Annotated in this window: 16 protein-coding genes and 2 pseudogenes; 7 read left to right on the forward strand and 11 right to left on the reverse strand. The window is 68.2% G+C overall.

All coding sequences use genetic code 11. The features are described 5' to 3' along the window. From ON43_RS17655 to ON43_RS17675, 5 genes and pseudogenes are all read right to left on the reverse strand, one after another. A pseudogene (locus tag ON43_RS17655) lies at positions 1–248 on the reverse strand (hypothetical protein); the annotation flags it as partial. Between the two features lie 86 nt (positions 249–334). Continuing rightward, positions 335–592, reverse strand: coding sequence for an HPr family phosphocarrier protein (locus ON43_RS17660; RefSeq protein WP_040808819.1), 258 nt, complete (start codon positions 590–592; stop codon positions 335–337). A 27-nt stretch (positions 593–619) separates the two neighbouring features. Then, entirely contained in the window at positions 620–2,698 is a 2,079-nt protein-coding gene (locus tag ON43_RS17665) for a PTS fructose transporter subunit IIABC (protein ID WP_040808822.1), read from the reverse strand. A gap of 10 nt (positions 2,699–2,708) precedes the next feature. Next, entirely contained in the window at positions 2,709–3,659 is a 951-nt protein-coding gene (locus ON43_RS17670) for a 1-phosphofructokinase family hexose kinase (protein WP_040808824.1), read from the reverse strand. Beyond that, positions 3,656–4,423, reverse strand: a complete 768-nt coding sequence (locus tag ON43_RS17675) for a DeoR/GlpR family DNA-binding transcription regulator (RefSeq protein WP_040808827.1) — start codon at positions 4,421–4,423, stop codon at positions 3,656–3,658. The genes ON43_RS17670 and ON43_RS17675 overlap by 4 nt, the downstream gene beginning before the upstream one ends. Positions 4,424–4,526: 103 nt before the next feature. Here ON43_RS17675 and ON43_RS17680 point away from each other — a divergent pair, with 103 nt between their 5' ends. Beyond that, positions 4,527–6,209 carry a phosphoenolpyruvate--protein phosphotransferase gene (locus ON43_RS17680; protein WP_040808829.1) on the forward strand — a complete coding sequence of 561 codons (1,683 nt, stop codon included), beginning with the start codon at positions 4,527–4,529 and terminating at the stop codon, positions 6,207–6,209. Here the strand turns inward: ON43_RS17680 and ON43_RS17685 are convergent. Further along, complete coding sequence (locus ON43_RS17685; protein ID WP_218003288.1) at positions 6,202–7,509, reverse strand: anaerobic C4-dicarboxylate transporter family protein; 1,308 nt, start codon at positions 7,507–7,509, stop codon at positions 6,202–6,204. The two genes, ON43_RS17680 and ON43_RS17685, sit on opposite strands and share 8 nt — an antisense overlap. Before the next feature lie 187 nt (positions 7,510–7,696). On the opposite strand from ON43_RS17685, the pseudogene ON43_RS47165 reads away from it, so the two are divergent. From ON43_RS47165 to ON43_RS17710, 6 genes and pseudogenes are all read left to right on the forward strand, one after another. Continuing rightward, a pseudogene (locus tag ON43_RS47165) lies at positions 7,697–8,017 on the forward strand (cyclic nucleotide-binding domain-containing protein); the annotation flags it as partial. A gap of 120 nt (positions 8,018–8,137) precedes the next feature. Next, positions 8,138–9,547 (forward strand): aspartate ammonia-lyase, encoded by a 1,410-nt coding sequence (locus ON43_RS17690; protein WP_245568647.1) that lies wholly within the window; start codon positions 8,138–8,140, stop codon positions 9,545–9,547. Further along, complete coding sequence (sdhC, locus tag ON43_RS17695) at positions 9,544–10,329, forward strand: succinate dehydrogenase subunit SdhC (protein ID WP_040808833.1); 786 nt, start codon at positions 9,544–9,546, stop codon at positions 10,327–10,329. Before ON43_RS17690 ends, sdhC begins: the two co-directional genes overlap by 4 nt. Then, positions 10,310–12,214, forward strand: a complete 1,905-nt coding sequence (locus tag ON43_RS17700) for a fumarate reductase/succinate dehydrogenase flavoprotein subunit (protein WP_245568646.1) — start codon at positions 10,310–10,312, stop codon at positions 12,212–12,214. Before sdhC ends, ON43_RS17700 begins: the two co-directional genes overlap by 20 nt. After that, a complete protein-coding gene (locus ON43_RS17705; RefSeq protein WP_051178606.1) occupies positions 12,211–13,005 on the forward strand; it encodes a succinate dehydrogenase/fumarate reductase iron-sulfur subunit in 795 nt (264 codons plus the stop codon). Before ON43_RS17700 ends, ON43_RS17705 begins: the two co-directional genes overlap by 4 nt. A gap of 66 nt (positions 13,006–13,071) precedes the next feature. Beyond that, positions 13,072–13,410 carry a DUF1330 domain-containing protein gene (locus ON43_RS17710; protein ID WP_040808835.1) on the forward strand — a complete coding sequence of 113 codons (339 nt, stop codon included), beginning with the start codon at positions 13,072–13,074 and terminating at the stop codon, positions 13,408–13,410. A 112-nt stretch (positions 13,411–13,522) separates the two neighbouring features. Here the strand turns inward: ON43_RS17710 and ON43_RS17715 are convergent, their stop codons facing one another. The 5 genes from ON43_RS17715 to ON43_RS17735 all read right to left on the reverse strand — a co-directional run. Beyond that, complete coding sequence (locus ON43_RS17715) at positions 13,523–14,389, reverse strand: Bax inhibitor-1/YccA family protein (protein WP_040808838.1); 867 nt, start codon at positions 14,387–14,389, stop codon at positions 13,523–13,525. Positions 14,390–14,548: 159 nt separating this feature from the next. Beyond that, entirely contained in the window at positions 14,549–15,475 is a 927-nt protein-coding gene (locus tag ON43_RS17720) for an LLM class F420-dependent oxidoreductase (protein WP_040808849.1), read from the reverse strand. Positions 15,476–15,489: 14 nt separating this feature from the next. Further along, a complete protein-coding gene (locus ON43_RS17725; RefSeq protein WP_040808839.1) occupies positions 15,490–16,635 on the reverse strand; it encodes a class I SAM-dependent methyltransferase in 1,146 nt (381 codons plus the stop codon). A gap of 71 nt (positions 16,636–16,706) precedes the next feature. Continuing rightward, positions 16,707–18,125, reverse strand: coding sequence for an MDR family MFS transporter (locus tag ON43_RS17730; protein ID WP_040808842.1), 1,419 nt, complete (start codon positions 18,123–18,125; stop codon positions 16,707–16,709). 85 nt (positions 18,126–18,210) lie between these two features. Continuing rightward, on the reverse strand, positions 18,211–18,954 hold a 744-nt coding region (locus ON43_RS17735), incomplete at its 5' end, for a DUF885 domain-containing protein (RefSeq protein WP_040808851.1).

The raw sequence follows: 18,954 nt of genomic DNA on the forward strand, positions 1-18,954 counted from the left end.
ACGCCGTCGATCGCGGCGAGGGTGCGGAATACGGCGCAGCGTTGCAGCAGGCGTGCGCCGATTGCTCCGATCACGATGAACGGCACCGACTCCGCGATCGCAATCGCGCCCATGGCGATGGGGCCGGATCGTTCGAGGGCCAGCCACATGATGGCCAGCCCGTAGCACCGGTCGCCCAGGATCGACAGCAGTTGCGCCGACCAGATCGCGAGGATCGGGGGGCGGCGCAACAGCGTGAGCATCGGCACAGCGCGGGACGCTATCGGGAGGGTCCGACAGGAGTGCCCGGGCTGGGAGTGAATTCGGTTGGGCCGCCGGGATTCCCGGCGGCAGGTCAGGCGTCGAGGTCGGAGCGGACCAGATCGGCGATCTTGTCCAGGGCAGCCTGATCGTCGCTGGCGATGATGACTTCGGTGCCCTTGGTAGCGCCCAGGGTCATGAGCATGAGGGCGGAGGCGGCGTTGACGGGGGTGCCGCCGACCAGGGATAAGGTCACCGGGACGCCTGCGGAGGCGGCCGCTTCTGCGATCAGGGCGGCGGGGCGGGCGTGCAGGCCGACGGATGAACCGACAACTGCGGTGATGCTGGGCATATCGACTCCTTGTGTGGGAGGGGTTGGTTACACGGTGGCGAGTGTTGCGGTGGATTCGCTAGGGGCGGATGTCCTGCGGAGTTGCTTTGCGGCGGTGACGCATACGGCGCCGACGACGGTGCCTGCCGCGAGGGCGAGCAGGAATCCGGCGATGCCGCCGACGGCGAAGAAGACGAAGATGCCGCCGTGGGGGGCGCTGAGGGTGGTGCCGAAGGACATGACCAGGGCGCCGGTGACGGCGCCGCCGGCCATCATGGAGGGGAGGACGCGGAGTGGGTCGGCGGCGGCGAAGGGGATGGCGCCCTCCGAGATGAAGGAGGCGCCGAGCAGCCATGCGGCCTTGCCGTTTTCGCGTTCGGCGGTGGTGAACAGCTTGGGGCGCAGGGTGGTCGCGAGCGCCAAGGCCAGCGGGGGCACCATGCCGGCCGCCATGACCGCGGCCATGATCTTCAGCGAGGCGGTGTCATTGACATTGAGCCCGGCGACGGCGAACGAGTAGGCGGCCTTGTTGACCGGCCCGCCCAGGTCGAAGCACATCATGAGGCCCAGGATGATGCCGAGCAGGATGGCCGAGGTGCCGGAGAGGCTGTTGAGCCAGTGGGTGAGTCCGCTGGTGATGGCCGCGAGCGGCTTGCCGAGCAGGACGAACATGATCACGCCGACGATCAGCGACGCGAACAGCGGGATGACCACCACCGGCATGAGGCCCCGCGCCCATTGCGGGACACCGAGTTTGGCGATCCACAGCGCGGCGAAACCGGCGATGAGACCGCCGACCAGGCCGCCCAGGAAGCCCGCGCCGACGAAGACCGCGACCGCGCCGGCGGTGAAACCCGGTGCGAGCCCGGGCCGGTCGGCGATGGCGTAGGCGATGTATCCGGCCAGCGCCGGGACCAGGAAGCTGAAGGCGAGCGACCCGATCTGGAACAGCACCGCGCCCAGGTAGGTCGGCAGCCCGCCCGCGGGCAGGTCGGTCAGGGAGTTGTCGAGCACGATGGTCTTCGCGGTGCCCGCGATCTCGTAGCCGCCGAGCAGGAAGCCGAGCGCGATGAGCAGGCCGCCCGCGGCGACGAACGGAATCATGTAGCTGACACCGGTCAGCAGGATCTGCCGTAGTCGCGTACCCCAGCCGAGCGAACCGGAATCCGGTGCGGCGGAGCCTGTCTCGGCCTTCGCGGCCCCGGACACGACGCGAGCGCCGGGATCCTTCGCGGCTTCGAGGGCCTCGGCGACCATGGCATCGGGCTCGTTGATGGCCCGCTTGACGCCCGATTCGACGACGGGTTTGCCCGCGAATCGTTCCCGGCCCTTCACCCCGACATCGGTCGCGAAGATGACCGCGTCGGCGAGATCGATCTCCGCCGCGCTCAAAGGTGTACTGCCGCTGGAGCCTTGGGTTTCGACCCGCACCGTGATCCCGGCGCGCCTTCCGGCGGCGACCAGGGAATCGGCGGCCATATAGGTATGCGCGATGCCGGTGGGGCAGGCGGTGATCGCGACGATGGTGCGACGATCATCGGTCGAATCCGACGCAGGTACACCCGTCATCCCGGCGTGCTTCTGGCCGGGATCTTGCTCTGGGCTGTGGATTCCGGCCAAAGGCGCGCCGGAATGACGCGGGGTGCTGTCTGCGGGCGGGGCGGGGGTCGGCTGCGGTTCGATGACTTCGCCTACCAAGCCGACGATCTCGTCGGGCGTGGCGGCCGACCGCAGCGCGGCCAGGAACTCGGGCCTGACGAGTGCCCGGGCCAGCGCCGACAGCAGCTTCATGTGCTCGGCGGCCGCGCCGTCCGGAGCAGCGATGAGGAAGACGAGATCGGCCGGGCCGTCGGGTGCGCCGAAGTCGACCTTGTGCCCGAGGCGGGCGAAGGCGAGCGACGGCGTCTTGACCGCGCCGCTGCGGCAGTGCGGAATGGCGATGCCGCCCGGAAGGCCGGTGGCCGACTGGCTTTCGCGGGTCAGGGCGGCGTCGCGCAGCGCGACGGCCGAGGTGGCGCGTCCCGCGTCGGCGAGGCGCTGGGCCAGCGCCTCGATCACGTCGGCTTTCTCGCCGCCGAGGTCGGCGTCGAGGGCGATCAGATCGCTGGTGATGATCGGGTCGGACATCGCGGGTCCTTCAGTGGTGGGGCTGGAAGTCCAGGGCCGTGACGGCCACGGCGCTCGGGTCGGTGTGGTGCGGCCCCGGCAGGCCGGTGCCCGGGAGGGCGGCCGCGGCACTGCCGTAGGCGACCGCGCGACGCAGCCGGTCTTCCGGTGCGGCGCCGTCCGAATCGGCGAGCAGGTAACCGGCGAGCGCGGAGTCACCGGCGCCCACGGTGCTGCGGGCGGTGATGGCGGGCGCGGTGGCGTGCCAGGCCCCGTCGGCGGTGACCAGGACGGCCCCGGCCGCGCCGAGGGTGGCCAGCACCGTCTCGACGCCGCGCGCCACCAGCGCCGAGGCCGCGCGTGCGGCCGCGGCCGGATCGTGCAGCGCCTCCGGGTCCGCGCCGGTCAGCTGTGCCAGCTCCTCGGCGTTCGGTTTGACCAATTGCGGTGCGGCGGAATCGAATTGCTCGGCCATGGCGAGCAACGGAGCGTCGGAGGTGTCGACCGCGACCCGGGTTCCGCGCAGCCGCCGCAGCAGCTCCACGTACCAGTCGGTGGGCACGGCGGGCGGCAACGAGCCGGACAGCACCACCCAGGAGGCCTCGCGCGCGAGCTCGACCAGCAAGTCCGCCAGCGCATTCCGCTCGGCGGCGGTCAACGGGGTGCCCGGTTCATTGATTTTCGTTGTGGTGCCGTCGGTCTCGGTGATGGTGAGGTTGGTGCGCGCGGGCCCGCCGCACGGCACCGCGCGGTAGTCCAGTCCGGTCTCGGAGAGCGCGCGCAGCAGCGGATCGCCCGCGCTGCCCGGCAGCACCGCGACGGTGGCCGCGCCCGCGCCCGCCACCACGCGAGAGACATTGACGCCCTTGCCACCCGGGTACGAGGTGGCCGCGCGGGCGCGTTGCAGATCGCCGCGACGCAATGGTTCGGACAGCGCCACGGTGTGGTCGATACTGGGATTCGCCGTGAGCGTGACGATCATGCGGTCACCACCTCGATACCGAACTCGGACAGTTCATTTCGTACTGCGGGCAGCAACTGGTCATCACTGACCAGCACGTCGATATCCGCGACGGCGGCGAAGCGGATCAGGTCCTCGCGCCCGATCTTGGTGGAGTCGGCCACCACCACGACGCGATGCGCGCTGGCGACCATGGCCCGTTTGACCGCCGCCTCGTCGGGATCCGGCGTCGAGAGGCCGTGCCCGACCGTCAGCGCGTTGGTTCCGATGAAGGCCACGTCCACCCGGAAATCACCGAGCATGCGCAGCGTATCCGCGCCGACGGCGGCCTGGGTGACGCCGCGCACGCGCCCGCCCAGGATGTGGGTGCGGACGCCCACCAAGCCACTGAGCCGGACCGCGATGGGCAGGGAATTGGTGACGGCCACCAGTTCCCGGTCGCCGGGGAGGGCCGCCGCGATGCGGGCCGTCGTGGTGCCCGCGTCGAAGAGCACGCTGCCGCCGGTGGGCGGCAGAAAGGCCAGGGCCGCCTTGGCGATCCGGTCCTTCTCGGCGGCGCGGGTGTGGTCACGCTCGCCGGTGCCGAGCTCGATGGCGGTGAGGGCGGCGGCCGGGACGGCGCCGCCGTGGACGCGGCGGATCAGGCCCAGGCGGTCCAGGGCGGCCAGGTCGCGGCGCACCGTCTCGGTGGTCACCTCGAACTGGTCGGCCAGTTCGATCACCGATACGCGGCCGCGTTGCTCGGCCAGCGCGGCAATGGCCTGCTGCCGCTCCTCGGCGTACATCCCGAACCTCCTGGTCGTTGTTGACTTATGTTGTTTTATGCCTGAATGTGTTGTTTTGTCAAGAATGACGCGTAGCCTGGATCACAGTCTGAGGAGAAGTTTCATGACGCGATCATCATCGGAGAACGCCGTATCGACCGTGTTCATCGGCACTCCAGCCGTGCCGGGAGTGGTCGCCGCTCCGGCAATTCGGCCGGTGCCCAGGGTTCGCGTCGACTCCGAAAACCACTCCGCTGTGACCGATCGGGCACGGGAGTCCGAGGTGCTGCGACAGGCCGCGACCATGGTCGCTCAGCGGTTGCGGGAGCGTGCGGCGAACGCGACCGGCGCGGCCGCCGAGGTGCTGTCGGCGAATGCGGCCATGGCGGCCGATCCGGGCTGGCTCGCCGTCGCGGAGAAATCCATCGCCGATGGCGACTCCGCCGTCGCCGCGGCACTGGCCGCCACCGAGCAGTTCGCGACCATGTTCACCAACCTTGGCGGTCTGATGGCCGAGCGGGTGACGGACCTGCGGGACGTGTGCGACCGGATCGTGGCCGAGTTGCTGGGCGCACCCGAGCCCGGAATCCCCACTCCGGCAGAACCTTCGATCCTGCTCGCCGCAGACCTCGCACCTGCGGATACCGCCGGTTTGGACCCGAATCTCATTGTCGGCCTGGCCATGTCGCTCGGCGGGCCGACCAGCCACACCGCCATCATCGCCCGCCAGCTCGGGATTCCGTGCGTGGTCGGGGTCGAGGGCCTCGACGACGTGCCGGCCGGAACCGACCTCCTGCTCGACGGCGCGGCCGGTCGCGTCCTGGTCAGTCCCGAACCCGAGGCCATTGCCGCCGCCCTCACCGGTCATCGCGCGGCGGCCGAGCGGGCCGCGGGCTGGACCGGTCCGGGCGTCACCGCGGACGGCCATCGCGTCGAGGTGATCGCCAATGTGCAGGATGGGGCCGGAGCCCGGGCCGCCAGTAGCGGTCCGGCCGAGGGAATCGGCCTGTTCCGCACCGAATTGTGTTTCCTGGACCGGGAATCGGAGCCCACGGTCGCCGAACAGGCCACGCTCTACGCGGAGGTGCTCGACGCCTACCCCGACGCCAAGGTGGTCGTTCGCACCCTCGACGCCGGGTCCGACAAACCCTTGCGCTTCGCCCCGCACGCCGACGAGCCGAATCCGGCGCTCGGCGTGCGCGGCATCCGAATCACGGCGCGCGACACCGGGATCCTCGACCGGCAGCTCGATGCCGTGGTCGCCGCCGCGAAGGGCCGCGCCCACGTCCCGTGGGTGATGGCACCCATGATTTCCACTGCGGCGGAGGCGAAGTCGTTCGGCGCCCGGGTCCGCGCCCGGGGCCTGGTGCCCGGCGTCATGATCGAGGTCCCGGCCGCCGCCCTGCTGGCCGAGGCCATCCTCGAGCACGTCGACTTCGTCTCGATCGGCACCAATGACCTGGCGCAGTACACCATGGCCGCCGATCGGATGTCCCCGCAGCTCGCCGCCCTCACCGATCCCTGGCAGCCCGCGGTGCTGCATCTTGTAGCGGCGACCGCGGCTGCCGGACAGCGAGTCGGCAAGCCGGTGGGCGTGTGCGGCGAGGCCGCCGCCGATCCCCTGTTGGCCTGTGTGCTGGCCGGTTTCGGCGTGACGTCGCTGTCCGCGGCGGCCCCGGCGGTGCCCGCGGTCGGCGCCCGGCTGGCGGCCGTCACCATCGCGGATTGCCGGCGCGCCGCCGCGTCCGTGCTGAGCACGACCGATCCGCGATCGGCCCGGGAGGCGGCGGCGCGGATCCTCAGCTGACCAGGGCCGCAAGCGGATACCCGACGGCGACGGCCACGGCGGTGGTCACGATGCCCGGCAGCATGAAGCTGTGGTTCAGCACCAGTTTGCCGAATTTCGTTGTGCCCGAGTGGTCGAAGTTCACGGCGGCGATGCTGGTCGGGTAGACGGGCAGGATGAACAGCGCGCACAGCGCCGGGAGCATGGCCACCAGGTGCGGGGCCGAGATGCCCAGGGCCAGACCGAGGGGCAGCATGATCTTCGTCGCCGACGCCTGACTCAGCACCAGGGCCGACACCAGCGCCAGCACCACCGCGAACAGCCAGGTGTGCTGCTTGGCGAGATCGCCCAGGTTGCCGACGATCAGGTCCTGGTTGGATTTGATGAAACTGTCTCCCAGCCAGGCCAATCCGAAGACGCCGACCAGCGCGACGAGACCGGCCTTGGCGACCGGCGTGCCCGGGATCTTCGGCGCCGACACCTTGCAGACCAGCATGATCACGGCGGCGGTCGAGAGCATCAGCACCTCGATGGTCTCGGGCATGCTCAGCGCCTTGCCGTCCGCGCCCGGCGGCCGCAGGTCCGGGAAGGCGCCCGAGATGACCACGGCCACCACACCGATGAGGAAGATCAAGGCAGAAAGCTTTGCGGCACGGGGCAGTTCGGGCCGCTCGGCCGGATTCGCGTTGACGGGCTGAAGTTCTCCGCTCGCGAGGCGACGCTGGTATTCGGGATCATCGGCGAGGTCCTTACCGCGGCGGCAGACCGACAGCGACCCGGCGACCAGGCCGATCAGCACCGACGGCACGGTCACCGCCAGAATCTTGACCATGCTCCAGCCGTCGGGACCGAGCACGACCACCGCGGCGGCCATGGCGGCCGATACCGGGCTCGACACGATCGCGGACTGACTTGCGATGGCCGCCATGGAAATCGGCCGCTCCGGCCGCACGCCGCCCTCGCGCGCCACCTCGTGGATCACCGGCAGCAGCGGATACAGCAGGTGCCCGGTGCCCGCGCCGATGGTGAACAGAAACACCACCACGGGTGCGACAAATGTAATGCGCTTGGGATTCTTGCGAATCAAGCGTTCGGCGATGCGGACCATGTAATCCACGCCGCCCGCCGCCTCCATGGTGGCCGCCGCGACGACCACCGCCAGAATGATGAGCAGCACGTCGACCGGTGGTGACGTGGGTGCGACCCGAAACACACTGGCGAGCGCGACCACGCCCACCGCACCCCATACGCCGAGTCCGATGCCGCCCACGCGCGATCCGATCAGGATCGCGGCGAGCACCACCGCTAACTCGAGAAGCATCTGAATCATCGGAGAAACCGCCTCGGTACTTATCTGTCTCCGTCATGAGTCCTGGGACAAATGCCCTGACTATCGGCTCAGACTCGCTATGACAGATCTATTTGATCAATAATTTTGCTGACGGTTCGCTCCCGTTGAGAAGACTAGCCCCACCGATGTAGGAGTCAACGTGGACACCATGCAAGACATGATCGAGACCACATCGATCGCCACCGGAATCGGCGTGGAGGACCTACAGGCCCTCACCGCCGTCGCCCAGTACCGCGAATACCCCGCGGGCGCAGTGCTTTTCCACGAGTCCACGCCACGCGACTGGTTCGGCATCGTCATGAACGGCCGGATCGAGATGGTCACCGGACTGACCGGGCACGAGACCGCGCTCGGCACCGTCCACGCGGGCGGCATGATCGCCGAGATGACGTTGCTGGACGGTGGCACGCACATGGCCACCGCGCGCACCACCGGCGGCGCGAACATCCTGCTGGTCACCCGCGAGGCCATCGAGGAGCTGTCGGCCCGGGAACCCGAGCGCTACCACCGCATCGTGGGCCGCGTCGCCCAGCTGGTGGCCGCGCGGCTGCAGTCGGTGTCGAGCCGGCTGGCCGAGGCCGTGGTTTCCCAGCACGCGGTGGGAGGCATTCGGCGCGAACATGATTCGCTCGGCGAGCGCGAGATCCCGGCCGAGGCGTACTACGGCGTGCAGACCCTGCGTGCCATCGAGAACTTCCAGATCTCGGGCATCAAGCTGCGCAAGTTCGGGCATCTGGTGGATGCGCTGGCCTACGTGAAAAAGGCCGCGGCACTGGCCAATTACGAACTCGGCGCGCTGGATGTCGAGAAGGCGGAGGCCATCGCCCTGGCCTGCGACGAGATCCTGGCCGGAAAACTGCACGGCGACTTCATCGTCGACATGGTGCAGGGCGGCGCGGGCACCTCGACCAATATGAACGCCAACGAGGTCATCGCCAACCGCGGCCTCGAGATCATGGGACACGGCAAGGGCCAGTACCAGTTCCTGCACCCGAACGACGATGTGAACTGCTCGCAGTCGACCAATGACGTCTACCCGACCGCGGTGAAACTGGGCGTGTACCTCTCGCTCCAGGATGCCGCCGAGGCCATGGCGGAGTTGCAGAAAGCGCTGCAGGCCAAGGCCGCCGAGTTCAGCGATGTCATCAAGATGGGCCGCACCCAGCTGCAGGACGCCGTCCCGATGACCCTGGGCCAGGAGTTCGGCGCGTACGGCGTCATGGTCGGCGAGGCCATCGCGCATCTGAAGCGCATCGCCGAGGACCTGCTGGTGACCAATATGGGCGCGACCGCCATCGGCACCGGCATCACCAGCCCGCCCGGATACGCGGAACTCTGCGCGGCCAAGCTGGCCAGCGTGACCGGTCTGCCCATCCGCCCGGCCGTGGATCTGGTTGAGGCGACCCAGGATTCGGGTGACTTCGTGGCAGTCTCGGCCACGATGAAGCGGGCCGCGGTGCAGTTGTCGAAGATCTGCAATGACCTGCGCCTGCTGTCGATGGGTCCGCGCGCGGGGCTGGCGGAGATCAATCTGCCCGCCATGCAGCCGGGTTCGTCGATCATGCCGGGCAAGGTGAATCCGGTTATCCCCGAGGTGGTTTCGCAGGTCTGCTTCCAGCTCATCGGCTACGACATGACCGTCACCATCGCGGCGGAGGCCAGCCAGCTGGAACTCAATATGGCCGAGCCGATCATGGCCTACGACCTGCTCATGGGCACGCTCATGCTGCGCAATGCCGCTGTGACGCTGACCAACCGCTGCATCACCGGCATCACCGCCAATCGCGAGCGCTGCCGGGAACTGGTCAACAACAGCATCGGGCTCATCACCGCCCTGGTCCCCGCCCTCGGCTACGAGGAGGCCGCCTCGATCGCCAAGGAGGCGCTGAAGACCGGCGGTAGCGTCTACGACCTGGTGCTCCAGCGCGGCGCGCTCACCCAGGAGACCCTGGACGAGCTGCTGAGCCCGGAGAAGATGACCGCCCCGCGGGCCCGCACGCTGCTGTGACGGCCGCACCCGAGCGGGAACGGACCCGCGCACAGATTCCGCAACGCACACTGCGACTGGACAATTGGCTGGCGCAGCCGATCGTGACGGCCTCGATCCTGACGGCGTTCATCGTCTACGCGGCCTACGTCATCCTGGCCAACGACCACTACGCGTCCGGCCCGTACCTGTCGCCGTTCTACTCGCCCAACCTCACCGATGTCGGCATGCACGGCTGGGGCTGGGTGAGCTGGCCGACCTGGATCACGCCCTCGATCCTGATCATCTGGATTCCCATGGGCTTCCGGTTCACCTGCTACTACTACCGCAAGGCCTACTACCGGGCCTTCTGGCAGTCGCCGACGGCGTGCGCGGTCAGCGAGCCGCACAAGAAGTACACCGGCGAATCGAAGTTCCCGCTCGTGTTCGTCCAGAACATGCACCGGTACTTCTTCTGGCTGGCGGCACTGTTGAACGTGGTGCTCACCTACGACGCCGTGATCGCCTTCCGCGACTACGACGGCCGTTGGGGCCACATGGGATTGGGCACGATCGTGCTGATCGTCAACGCGGCGCTGCTGTGGATGTACACCCTGTCCTGCCACGCCTGCCGCCACGCCATCGGCGGACGGCTCAAGCACTTCTCCAACCATCCGATCCGGTACCGGCTGTGGACCTGGGTGAGCCGGATCAACCCGCACCACCAGCGCATGGCGTGGATCTCGCTGATCTGGGTGGCGTTCACGGACGTCTACGTCCGCCTGCTCTCGATGGGAGTCATCAGTGATCTTCGATTCTTCTGACCAGCCGATTCGCCACGAGTACGACGTGGTCGTGATCGGCGCGGGCGGCGCGGGTCTGCGCGCGGCCATCGAGGCTCGCAGCCGCGGCCTCAAGACCGCCGTCATCACCAAAACCCTGCTCGGCAAGGCGCATACGGTCATGGCCGAGGGCGGCGCCGCCGCGGCCATGGGCAACGGCAATCCGAAAGACAACTGGCAGGTGCATTTCCGCGACACGATGAGGGGCGGAAAATTCCTGAACGACTGGCGGATGGCCGAATTGCACGCCAAGGAAGCGCCCACCCGCATCTGGGAGCTCGAGCACTGGGGTGCGCTCTTCGACCGCACCGAGGACGGTCTGATCTCCCAGCGCAACTTCGGCGGGCACGAGTACCCGCGGCTGGCGCATGTCGGCGACCGGACCGGGCTCGAGGTGATCCGCACCCTGCAGCAGCGCCTGGTCGCCTTGCAGCGCGCCGACGCCGAGGAGTACGGCGATCCCGAGGCCATGCTGAAGGTCTTCGACGAGACCACCATCACCCGCCTGCTCACCGATGACGGCCGCATCTCCGGAGCGTTCGGATATGTCCGTCAGACAGGCGATTTCGTGCTGCTGGCCGCGCCGACCGTCATTCTGGCGACCGGTGGGCTGGGCAAGATGTACACGGTCACCTCCAACTCCTGGGACTACACCGCCGACGGCCACGCCCTGGCCCTGCGCGCGGGCGCGGAGCTGGTGAACATGGAGTTCATCCAGTTCCATCCCACCGGCATGGTGTGGCCGCCGTCGGTGCGCGGTGTGCTGGTCACCGAGGGCGTACGCGGCGATGGCGGCGTGCTGCGCAACAGCGAGGGCCGGCGCTTCATGTTCGACTACGTCCCCGAGGTGTTCCGGTCGATCTACGCCGAGACCGAGGAGGAGGCCGATCGCTGGTACACCGATCCCGAGAACAACCGGCGGCCACCGGAATTGCTGCCCCGCGACGAGGTGGCGCGGGCCATCAACTCGGAGGTGAAGGCGGGCCGGGGTTCGCCGCACGGCGGTGTCTTCCTCGATGTCTCCACCCGCATGTCGCCCGAGGAGATACGGCGGCGGCTGCCCGCCATGCACCATCAGTTCGCGGAGCTGGCCGGGGTCGACATCACCGAGGAGCCGATGGAGGTCGGGCCGACCGCGCACTACGTCATGGGCGGCATGCGCGTCGACGCCGACACCACCGCCACCACGCTGCCCGGGCTCTTCGCGGCCGGGGAGTGCGCCAGCGGCATGCACGGCTCCAACCGGCTGGGCGGCAATTCGCTGTCCGACCTGTTCATCTTCGGCGCCCGCGCCGGAGCGGGAGCCCACGAATACCTCTCAGCCCTGGGCGATTCCAGGCCTGTTGTGCACGAGGACGCGGTCCGAGAGGCGCTCTCGGAAGCTCTCGCACCCTATGGACGCGAGGACGGCGAGAACCCCTACGAGGTGCATCAGGCCCTGCAGCGGGTGATGACCGAGTTGGTCGGCATCGTCCGCGACGGTGACGAGCTCACCAAGGCGCTCGGCGAGCTCGAGCTGCTGCGGGAGCGCGCGGAACACGTTGGGGTGACCGGCGATCGGCTGTACCACACCGGCTGGCACCTCACCTTCGACCTGCGCAATATGGCCCTCATCGCCGAATGCGTGGCGCGATCGGCCCTGGAGCGCAATGAATCTCGCGGCGGCCACACCCGCGGCGACTTCCCCACCATGGACCCCTCCTGGCGCGGCGTGGTGCTGACCTGCCGCGATTTCGACGGCCGGGTGCATCTGTCACGGCGGATCATGCCGCCCATGCGCGCGGACCTGGTGGCCCTGTTCGAGCCGGACGAGCTGGCCAAGTACTTCACCGAATCCGAACTCGCCCAGCTGGGAGTGACGCGATGAAAAAGACAGTGACCGTGCGGGTTTGGCGCGGCGACGGCGGGCGCGGCGCGCTCGAGGACTATCAGGTCGAGGTGAGCGAGGGCGAGGTCGTGCTCGACGTCGTGCATCGCCTGCAGGCCACCCAGTGCCCGGATCTGTCGGTGCGCTGGAACTGCAAGGCGGGCAAGTGCGGCTCCTGCTCGGCGGAGATCAACGGCTTCCCCAAGCTCATGTGCATGAGCCAGGCCGCGCAATCGGTGGTGGGCGATGCCATCACCATCACCCCGCTGCGCGCCTTCCCGGTTATCCGCGATCTGGTGACCGATGTGTCGTTCAACTACATCAAGGCCCGCGAGGTGCCGCCGTTCCAGCCCGCGGCGGGCACACAACCCGGCGAGTACCGGATGATGCAGGAGGACGTGCAGCGCAGCCAGGAATTCCGCAAGTGCATCGAATGCTTCCTGTGCCAGAACACCTGTCACGCCATTCGTGACCACGAGGAGAATATGACCGCGTTCGCCGGTCCGCGTTTCCTCATGCGGGTGGCGGAATTGCAGATGCATCCCGCCGATGTGCTGGACCGCCGCAAGTTGGCCCAGGACGACCTGGGGCTGGGCTACTGCAATATCACCAAGTGCTGCACCGAGGTCTGCCCCGAACACATCAAGATCACCGACAATGCCCTGATTCCACTGAAGGAGCAGGTCATTTCCCGGAAATACGATCCGCTGGTGTGGCTGGGCAGCAAGCTGCTGCGGCGCGAGCACCTGGAGGCGAAGCACATTCCGGGCACGGTATTACCTGACAGGTAATCGACTTCGTTCCCGGCGCGCGGAAATATCGAGGGCAGCACAGCAATTCCCGAAGAGGAGCTCGAAATGCCCGCCTACGCAATCGCCCACCTGTGGGATGTCGACGTCAATGCCGAGATCGTGGAGTACCTGGAGCGCATCGACGGAACGCTCGCGCCGTTCGGCGGGAAGTTCCTCGTCCACGGCAACCCGCAGCGCCGGGGCGAGGGGCCGGACAGTGCCATCGCGATCGTCATCGAATTCCCGGACTACCAGGCCGTCAACGACTGGTACGACTCCGCCGCCTACCAGGAAATCCTGCCGCTGCGCCTGAACAACTGCTCCAGCGTCGCGACCCTCGCACCGTTCTGCGGCGAGGATCACGTCGCCACCGACGTTCTGAAGGAGGTGGTGAGTAACGACTGAGTGCTCTCAGGCTGGCTACATAAGAGTTGGGCGGGCATCGGAATCCGATGCCCGCCCAACTCTTTTAGAAAAGAGAGGAAGTCCCGGGGGCCAAGCCCCCGGACCCCCATAATTACCTGTCGCCCTGGAAGTAGCTCAGCAGGCGCAGGATCTCCAGGTACAGCCAGACCAGGGTGACGGTCAGGCCGAACGCCACGCCCCAGGCCGCCTTCTCCGGAGCCTGGGCCCGGATGAGCTGGTCGGCGGCGTCGAAGTCCAGCAGGAAGCTGAAGGCCGCGACACCGATGACCACGAGGCTGAAGACGATCGCCAGCGGGCCGCCGTCACGCAGGCCGAAGCCGCCCGAGGTGAAGATCGCGGCGACCGCGTTGCCGAGCATGAGCACCAGCACGCCGATCATGGCGGCCACGACCATGCGGGTCAGGCGCGGGGTGACGCGGATCGCGCCGGTCTTGTAGACCACGAGCATGCCGAAGAAGACACCGAAGGTGCCGAGCACGGCCTGCGCGATCAGACCGGAGCCGCCCACGCCGCCGAACGCCACATTGGTGAACAGGAACGAGAACGCGCCCAGCATCAGGCCTTCCAGCGCCGCGTAGCTGAGCACCAGCGCCGGGTTGTCCTGCTTGCGGCCGAAGGTCATGATCATCGCCAGCACGAAGCCGCCGAGGCCGCCGACGAGGACGAAGGGCAGTGCGAGCCCGTGGTTCCCGGCCGTCAGCGCGTAGGACAGGATCGCGCCCAGGATGGTGACACCGAGGGTGATGCCGGTCTTCTGCACGACATCGTCGATGGTCATCGGGCGGGTGGTCGGCACCGCCGGCTGATAGGGCTGCTGGTAGCCGCCCGGGTACTGCGGGGGCTGCTGACCGTACGGGTTGTTGGCGAACTGACCGGCTCCAGGTGCCTGACCGAAGCCGGCGTAGCCGCCCTGCTGCGGCTGCAAGTTCCGGAAAACCGGGTTGGATGTGGAGCGCACTGTGCGTCCCTTTCTGGAGTCGCGGCTCACGTAGGTCGTGGCCTGTGAAGCTACTCGTCCAACGCGTGGTGGGGGCCGGTTAGTTCCCAAACCCCCATAGATCGGACGAAAAAGACTTTACCTGAGCTTTACTGAACCTGCCGTCCGCCGACCGGCGGGTCAGCCCAGCTGACTCATCACCCGATGGGCGATCAGCTCGAGGTGATCCAGGTCCGACAGGTCCAGCAGCTGCAGGTAGACGCGGCTGGTACCGGCGATCTCGGCGTAGCGGCCGATCTTGTCGACCACCTCGTCCGGGCTGCCCGCCAGGCCGTTGGCCTTCAGCTCGTCCACCTCACGACCGATGGCCGCCGCCCGCTTCGCCACCTCGGCATCGTTCGCGCCGACACAGGCGACCAGCGCGTTGGAGAAGGTGATGTCCTGCGGATCGCGTCCGGCGTCCTTGGCGGCCCGGCGAACTCGCTCGAACTGCTCGGCGCTGGCCTCGGCGGACTGGAACGGCACATTGAACTCGGTCGCGTACTTCGCGGCCAGGCGGGGGGTGCGCTTGGCGCCCATACCGCCGATGATGACCGGCATCCGCTCCTGCGCGGGCTTGGGCAGCGCCGGGGAATCCTTCAGCGTGTAGTGCTCGCCGTCGAAGCAGAACGTCTCGCCGACCGGTGTGCGCCACAGGCCGGTGACGATGGCCAGCTGCTCCTCGAAGCGCGGGAACTTCTCGGCCGGGAACGGGATGCCGTAGGCGGTGTGCTCGGCCTCGAACCAGCCCGCGCCGAAACCGAATTCGACGCGGCCGCCGGACATGGCGTCGACCTGGGCCACCTCGATGGCCAGCACGCCCGGATGGCGGAAGGTGGCCGAGGTGACCAGGGTGCCCAGGCGGATGCGGCGGGTCTCGCGGGCCAGCCCGGCCAGGGTGATCCAGGCGTCGGTCGGGCCGGGCAGGCCGTCCGCGTCGCCCATCTTCAGGTAGTGATCGGAGCGGAAGAAAGCGTCGTAGCCGAGGTCCTCGGCGGTCTTGGCGACGGTGCGCAGGGTGTCGTAGGACGCGCCCTGCTGGGGTTCGGTGAAGACTCGAAGATCAATTCGTCCCATGTGCCCTATTGTTCGGCGTCGTGCAGACCGCGGACCGAGCGGGTCACCGTGAACTTGCGATTGCGGCCCATCACATCGGTTTTGCCGACCATGCGCTCCATGACGCCCCGGTAGTTGAGGTGCGTGTTGTAGACGGTCCACAGCTCGCCGCCGGGGCGCAGGACGCGGCCGGTCTGCTGGAACATCTTGATCGCCGAACCGGTGTGCACGGCCGCGCCGACGTGGAAGGGCGGATTGCACAGGACCAGGTCGGCACTGTTGTCGGGAGCCGAGGACATGGCGTCGTCCTGGAGCACCGTCACCTGATCGGCCACGCCATTGGCGGCGACGGTGGCGCGGGTGGAGGCCACCGCGGCGGCGGACTGGTCGGTCGCGGTGACGCGCAGGCCGGGGCGGGCCTTGGCCAGCGCCACCGCGAGAATGCCGGTGCCGCAACCCAGATCGATGGCATCGCGGGCATCGGGCTTCATGCGCTTCAGATAGTCGAGCAGGAAGCGGGTGCCGATATCCAGGCGCGGGCCGGAGAAGGCGGCGCCGTGCGCGACCACCTCGAGGTCGCGGTCGTCGAGCCGGTTGCGGACCGGAAAGCGGGGCTCGCCAATCGGTTTCGGGTCCGACGCCAGCAGGATGCGGGACTTCTGGCGACCGCGGCTGGCGCGTACCGAGCCGAAGGATTCGGCGAGCACCTCGTTCATGGCGGGGGTCAGGTATTTGTCGCGGCCGCCCGCGAAGACCTCGACCTCCGGGGACGCGTAGCGGGCGATGGACTCGGCGGTCTCGGCGAGGCCGGACAGGGCGCGCGGCAGCCGCCACAGCACGACGCGGACGTCGCCGAGCAATTCCGGGCCCAATTCGTGGGTGGTGAAACGATCGGAAAGACCGACAATTCGGGCATTGTTGGCGAGGGCCAATTCACCGGTCAGTAAATCCTGATGCACCCGAACCCCGCGCAGATCGTGCGCGGCGATGGCGCCGAGGGTCAATGCGCCGTAGCCGTCGTCGATCACCGCGACCCGGCCGGCGGCACCTGCCAGCGAATCCGCGGCGACATCCAGCATGAACCGGTCCGCGGCATCGACCGCGTACAGGTTCACCGCTTCTACATCTGGATACCGCCGCAACCGGCGCAATACGTCCTCGACCTCAACCACACCTACAGTGTGCTAGATCATTGCCGTGTCATTCCATTCGGCTCGACCGATCCGATTTTCGCGGAATTGAATCAATTCGCCGCGGTGCTGTCGCCGCGGTGCGGCATGACCGCGGACGCGCCGATGAGAACCACCGTCATGGCGGCCACCCCGAGGAAGACCAGATGCACGGCGGGTGCGAGTTCGGCGGCGGCCGGATGGTCGACGTCGCCGAGGCGGGCATTGACCAGTGCGCCGAACACCGCCACCCCGACCGCGCTGCCCAGGGAGCGCGCGAACATATTGGTCGCGGTCACCACGCCCCGCTCGGACCATTCCGCGCTGGCCTGGGCGGCGATCAGGGTGGGGCTGGCCACCAGGCCCATCCCCATCCCGACGATGAAGCAGCCGATCGCCACCCGCAGCAGACTCGAATGCGCGTCCACCAGCAGCAGCGAGCCCGCGCCGACGACCGCCAGCACACTCCCGATCACGGCGGTGGCGCGGAAACCGATGCGCAGGTACACCTTTCCGGCCTGCGACGCCGACACCGGCCAGCCCAGCGTGAGCGCGCCCACGGTGAGACCCGCGATCAGCGCCCCGCTGCCGAGCACGCCCTGCGCGAAGGTCGGCACGTACGAGGTGAGGCCCAGCAGGATCGCACCCACCAGCAGCGAGGCCAGACTGCTGGCCACCACGATGCGCCGGGTGAAAACCCACAGCGGCAGAATCGGATTCGCGGCCCGCCGCTCCACCAACCCGAACGCGACCAGCACGAGGCCGCCGCCGATGAACAGCGCCAGGCTCGCGGGCGAGGTCCACGCCCACGCCTGCCCGCCTTCCAACAGCGCCAGAATCAGCGCACCCGCCCCGACGGTGAGCAGCCCCGCGCCCAGGTAGTCGATCCGATGACTCTGCCGCGGAGTGCATTCGGTGAACTTTCGCAGGATCATCCACCCGGCCAGTGCCGCCAACGGCAGGTTGATCAGGAAAATCCAACGCCAACTGACGTATTCGGAGAACACCCCGCCCAGCAGTGGCCCGAGCACCGACGACGCCGCCCACACGCTGGCCAGATACGCCTGCACCTTGGCACGTTCCTGCACGGTGTAGATATCCCCCGCGATGGTCATCGACATCGGGCTGACCGCCCCGGCCCCGATCCCCTGCACCGCCCGGAACACGATCAAACCGAGCATGCTGGTGGCCAGCCCGCACAGCAGCGACCCGAGCGCGAACACCCCGATCCCGAACAGCATCACCGGTTTCCGCCCGACCATATCGGCGAGCTTCCCGTAGATCGGCACGGTCACCGCCTGCGCCAGCAGGTAAATGCTGAAAAGCCAAGGGAACTGGGCGAACCCACCGAGTTGATCGGTGATGGTGAGCACCGCCGTCGCAATGATGGTGGAATCCAACGCGACCAGCGACGTGGACAACATGATCGCCGCGAGAATCGGCCCACGCTCGGACCTGAGCCCGATGGACGACTTCACATCCGTAGCCGTCACCGGCGACCCCTTTCGTTAGCCCAACTCACCAACTCAGTCGAACACACGAAGGGGGTCGCTATTCCATCCTGGACGAACTAGCAGGTCACAGGGCGGCGGCCAGCTCACGGAGAACCGGCAGGCTGACCGAGCCGGAGCCGAGAACCTTGTCGTGGAAGGACTTGATGTCGAAAGCTGCTCCGAGACGCTCGGTGACCTGCGCGCGCTGGCGGCGGATTTCGAGTTGGCCGACCTTGTAGGCGACGGCCTGGCCGGGCATGGCGATGTAGCGGTCGATCTCGGCTCGGATTTCTTCGAGGCCGACGGGGACGCTCGCGTACATGAAGTCGATGGCCTGCTGGCGGGTCCAGCCCTTGGCGTGCAGGCCGGTGTCGACGACGAGACGGCAGGAGCGCCAGGAGTCGGCGGCGAGCATGCCGATTCGGGTGAGATCGTCGGGGTACAGGCCCATTTCGTCGGCGAGGCGCTCGGTGTAGAGGGCCCAGCCTTCGACGAAGGCGGTGTTGGAGAACGACATTCGCTGGAAGCGGGGCAGATGGTCCAGCTCATTGGCGATGGTCAGTTGCAGGTGGTGACCGGGAATGGCCTCGTGGTAGGCGACCGCCGCGGTCTCGTAGCGGTTGCGGGTCTTGGGTTCTCGCAGGTTGACGTAGTAGGCGCCGGGGCGGGAGCCGTCGGCGGCGGGCGGGAAGTAGTAGGCGGCAGGCGCGTCGGCGGCCAGGAAGTCGGGGACCGGGAAGATGCCGCAGGCCTCGCGGGGCAGGCGGCCGAACCAGTTGCCCATCTCCGCTTGGGCGGCGGCCAGGCAGGCGCGGGCGTCGGCCATGAT

Origin of the sequence: Nocardia concava NBRC 100430 (assembly GCF_000308815.1) — a bacterium.
Classification (GTDB): domain Bacteria; phylum Actinomycetota; class Actinomycetes; order Mycobacteriales; family Mycobacteriaceae; genus Nocardia; species Nocardia concava.

Bases quoted from the DNA above. Each gene is read 5' to 3' on its own strand.
- ON43_RS17660 (WP_040808819.1), bottom strand. From the start codon at position 592: ATGCCCAGCATCACCGCAGTTGTCGGTTCATCCGTCGGCCTGCACGCC.
- ON43_RS17665 (WP_040808822.1), bottom strand. From the start codon at position 2,698: ATGTCCGACCCGATCATCACCAGCGATCTGATCGCCCTCGACGCCGAC.
- ON43_RS17670 (WP_040808824.1), bottom strand. From the start codon at position 3,659: ATGATCGTCACGCTCACGGCGAATCCCAGTATCGACCACACCGTGGCG.
- ON43_RS17675 (WP_040808827.1), bottom strand. From the start codon at position 4,423: ATGTACGCCGAGGAGCGGCAGCAGGCCATTGCCGCGCTGGCCGAGCAA.
- ON43_RS17680 (WP_040808829.1), top strand. From the start codon at position 4,527: ATGACGCGATCATCATCGGAGAACGCCGTATCGACCGTGTTCATCGGC.
- ON43_RS17685 (WP_218003288.1), bottom strand. From the start codon at position 7,509: ATGCTTCTCGAGTTAGCGGTGGTGCTCGCCGCGATCCTGATCGGATCG.
- ON43_RS17705 (WP_051178606.1), top strand. From the start codon at position 12,211: ATGAAAAAGACAGTGACCGTGCGGGTTTGGCGCGGCGACGGCGGGCGC.
- ON43_RS17710 (WP_040808835.1), top strand. From the start codon at position 13,072: ATGCCCGCCTACGCAATCGCCCACCTGTGGGATGTCGACGTCAATGCC.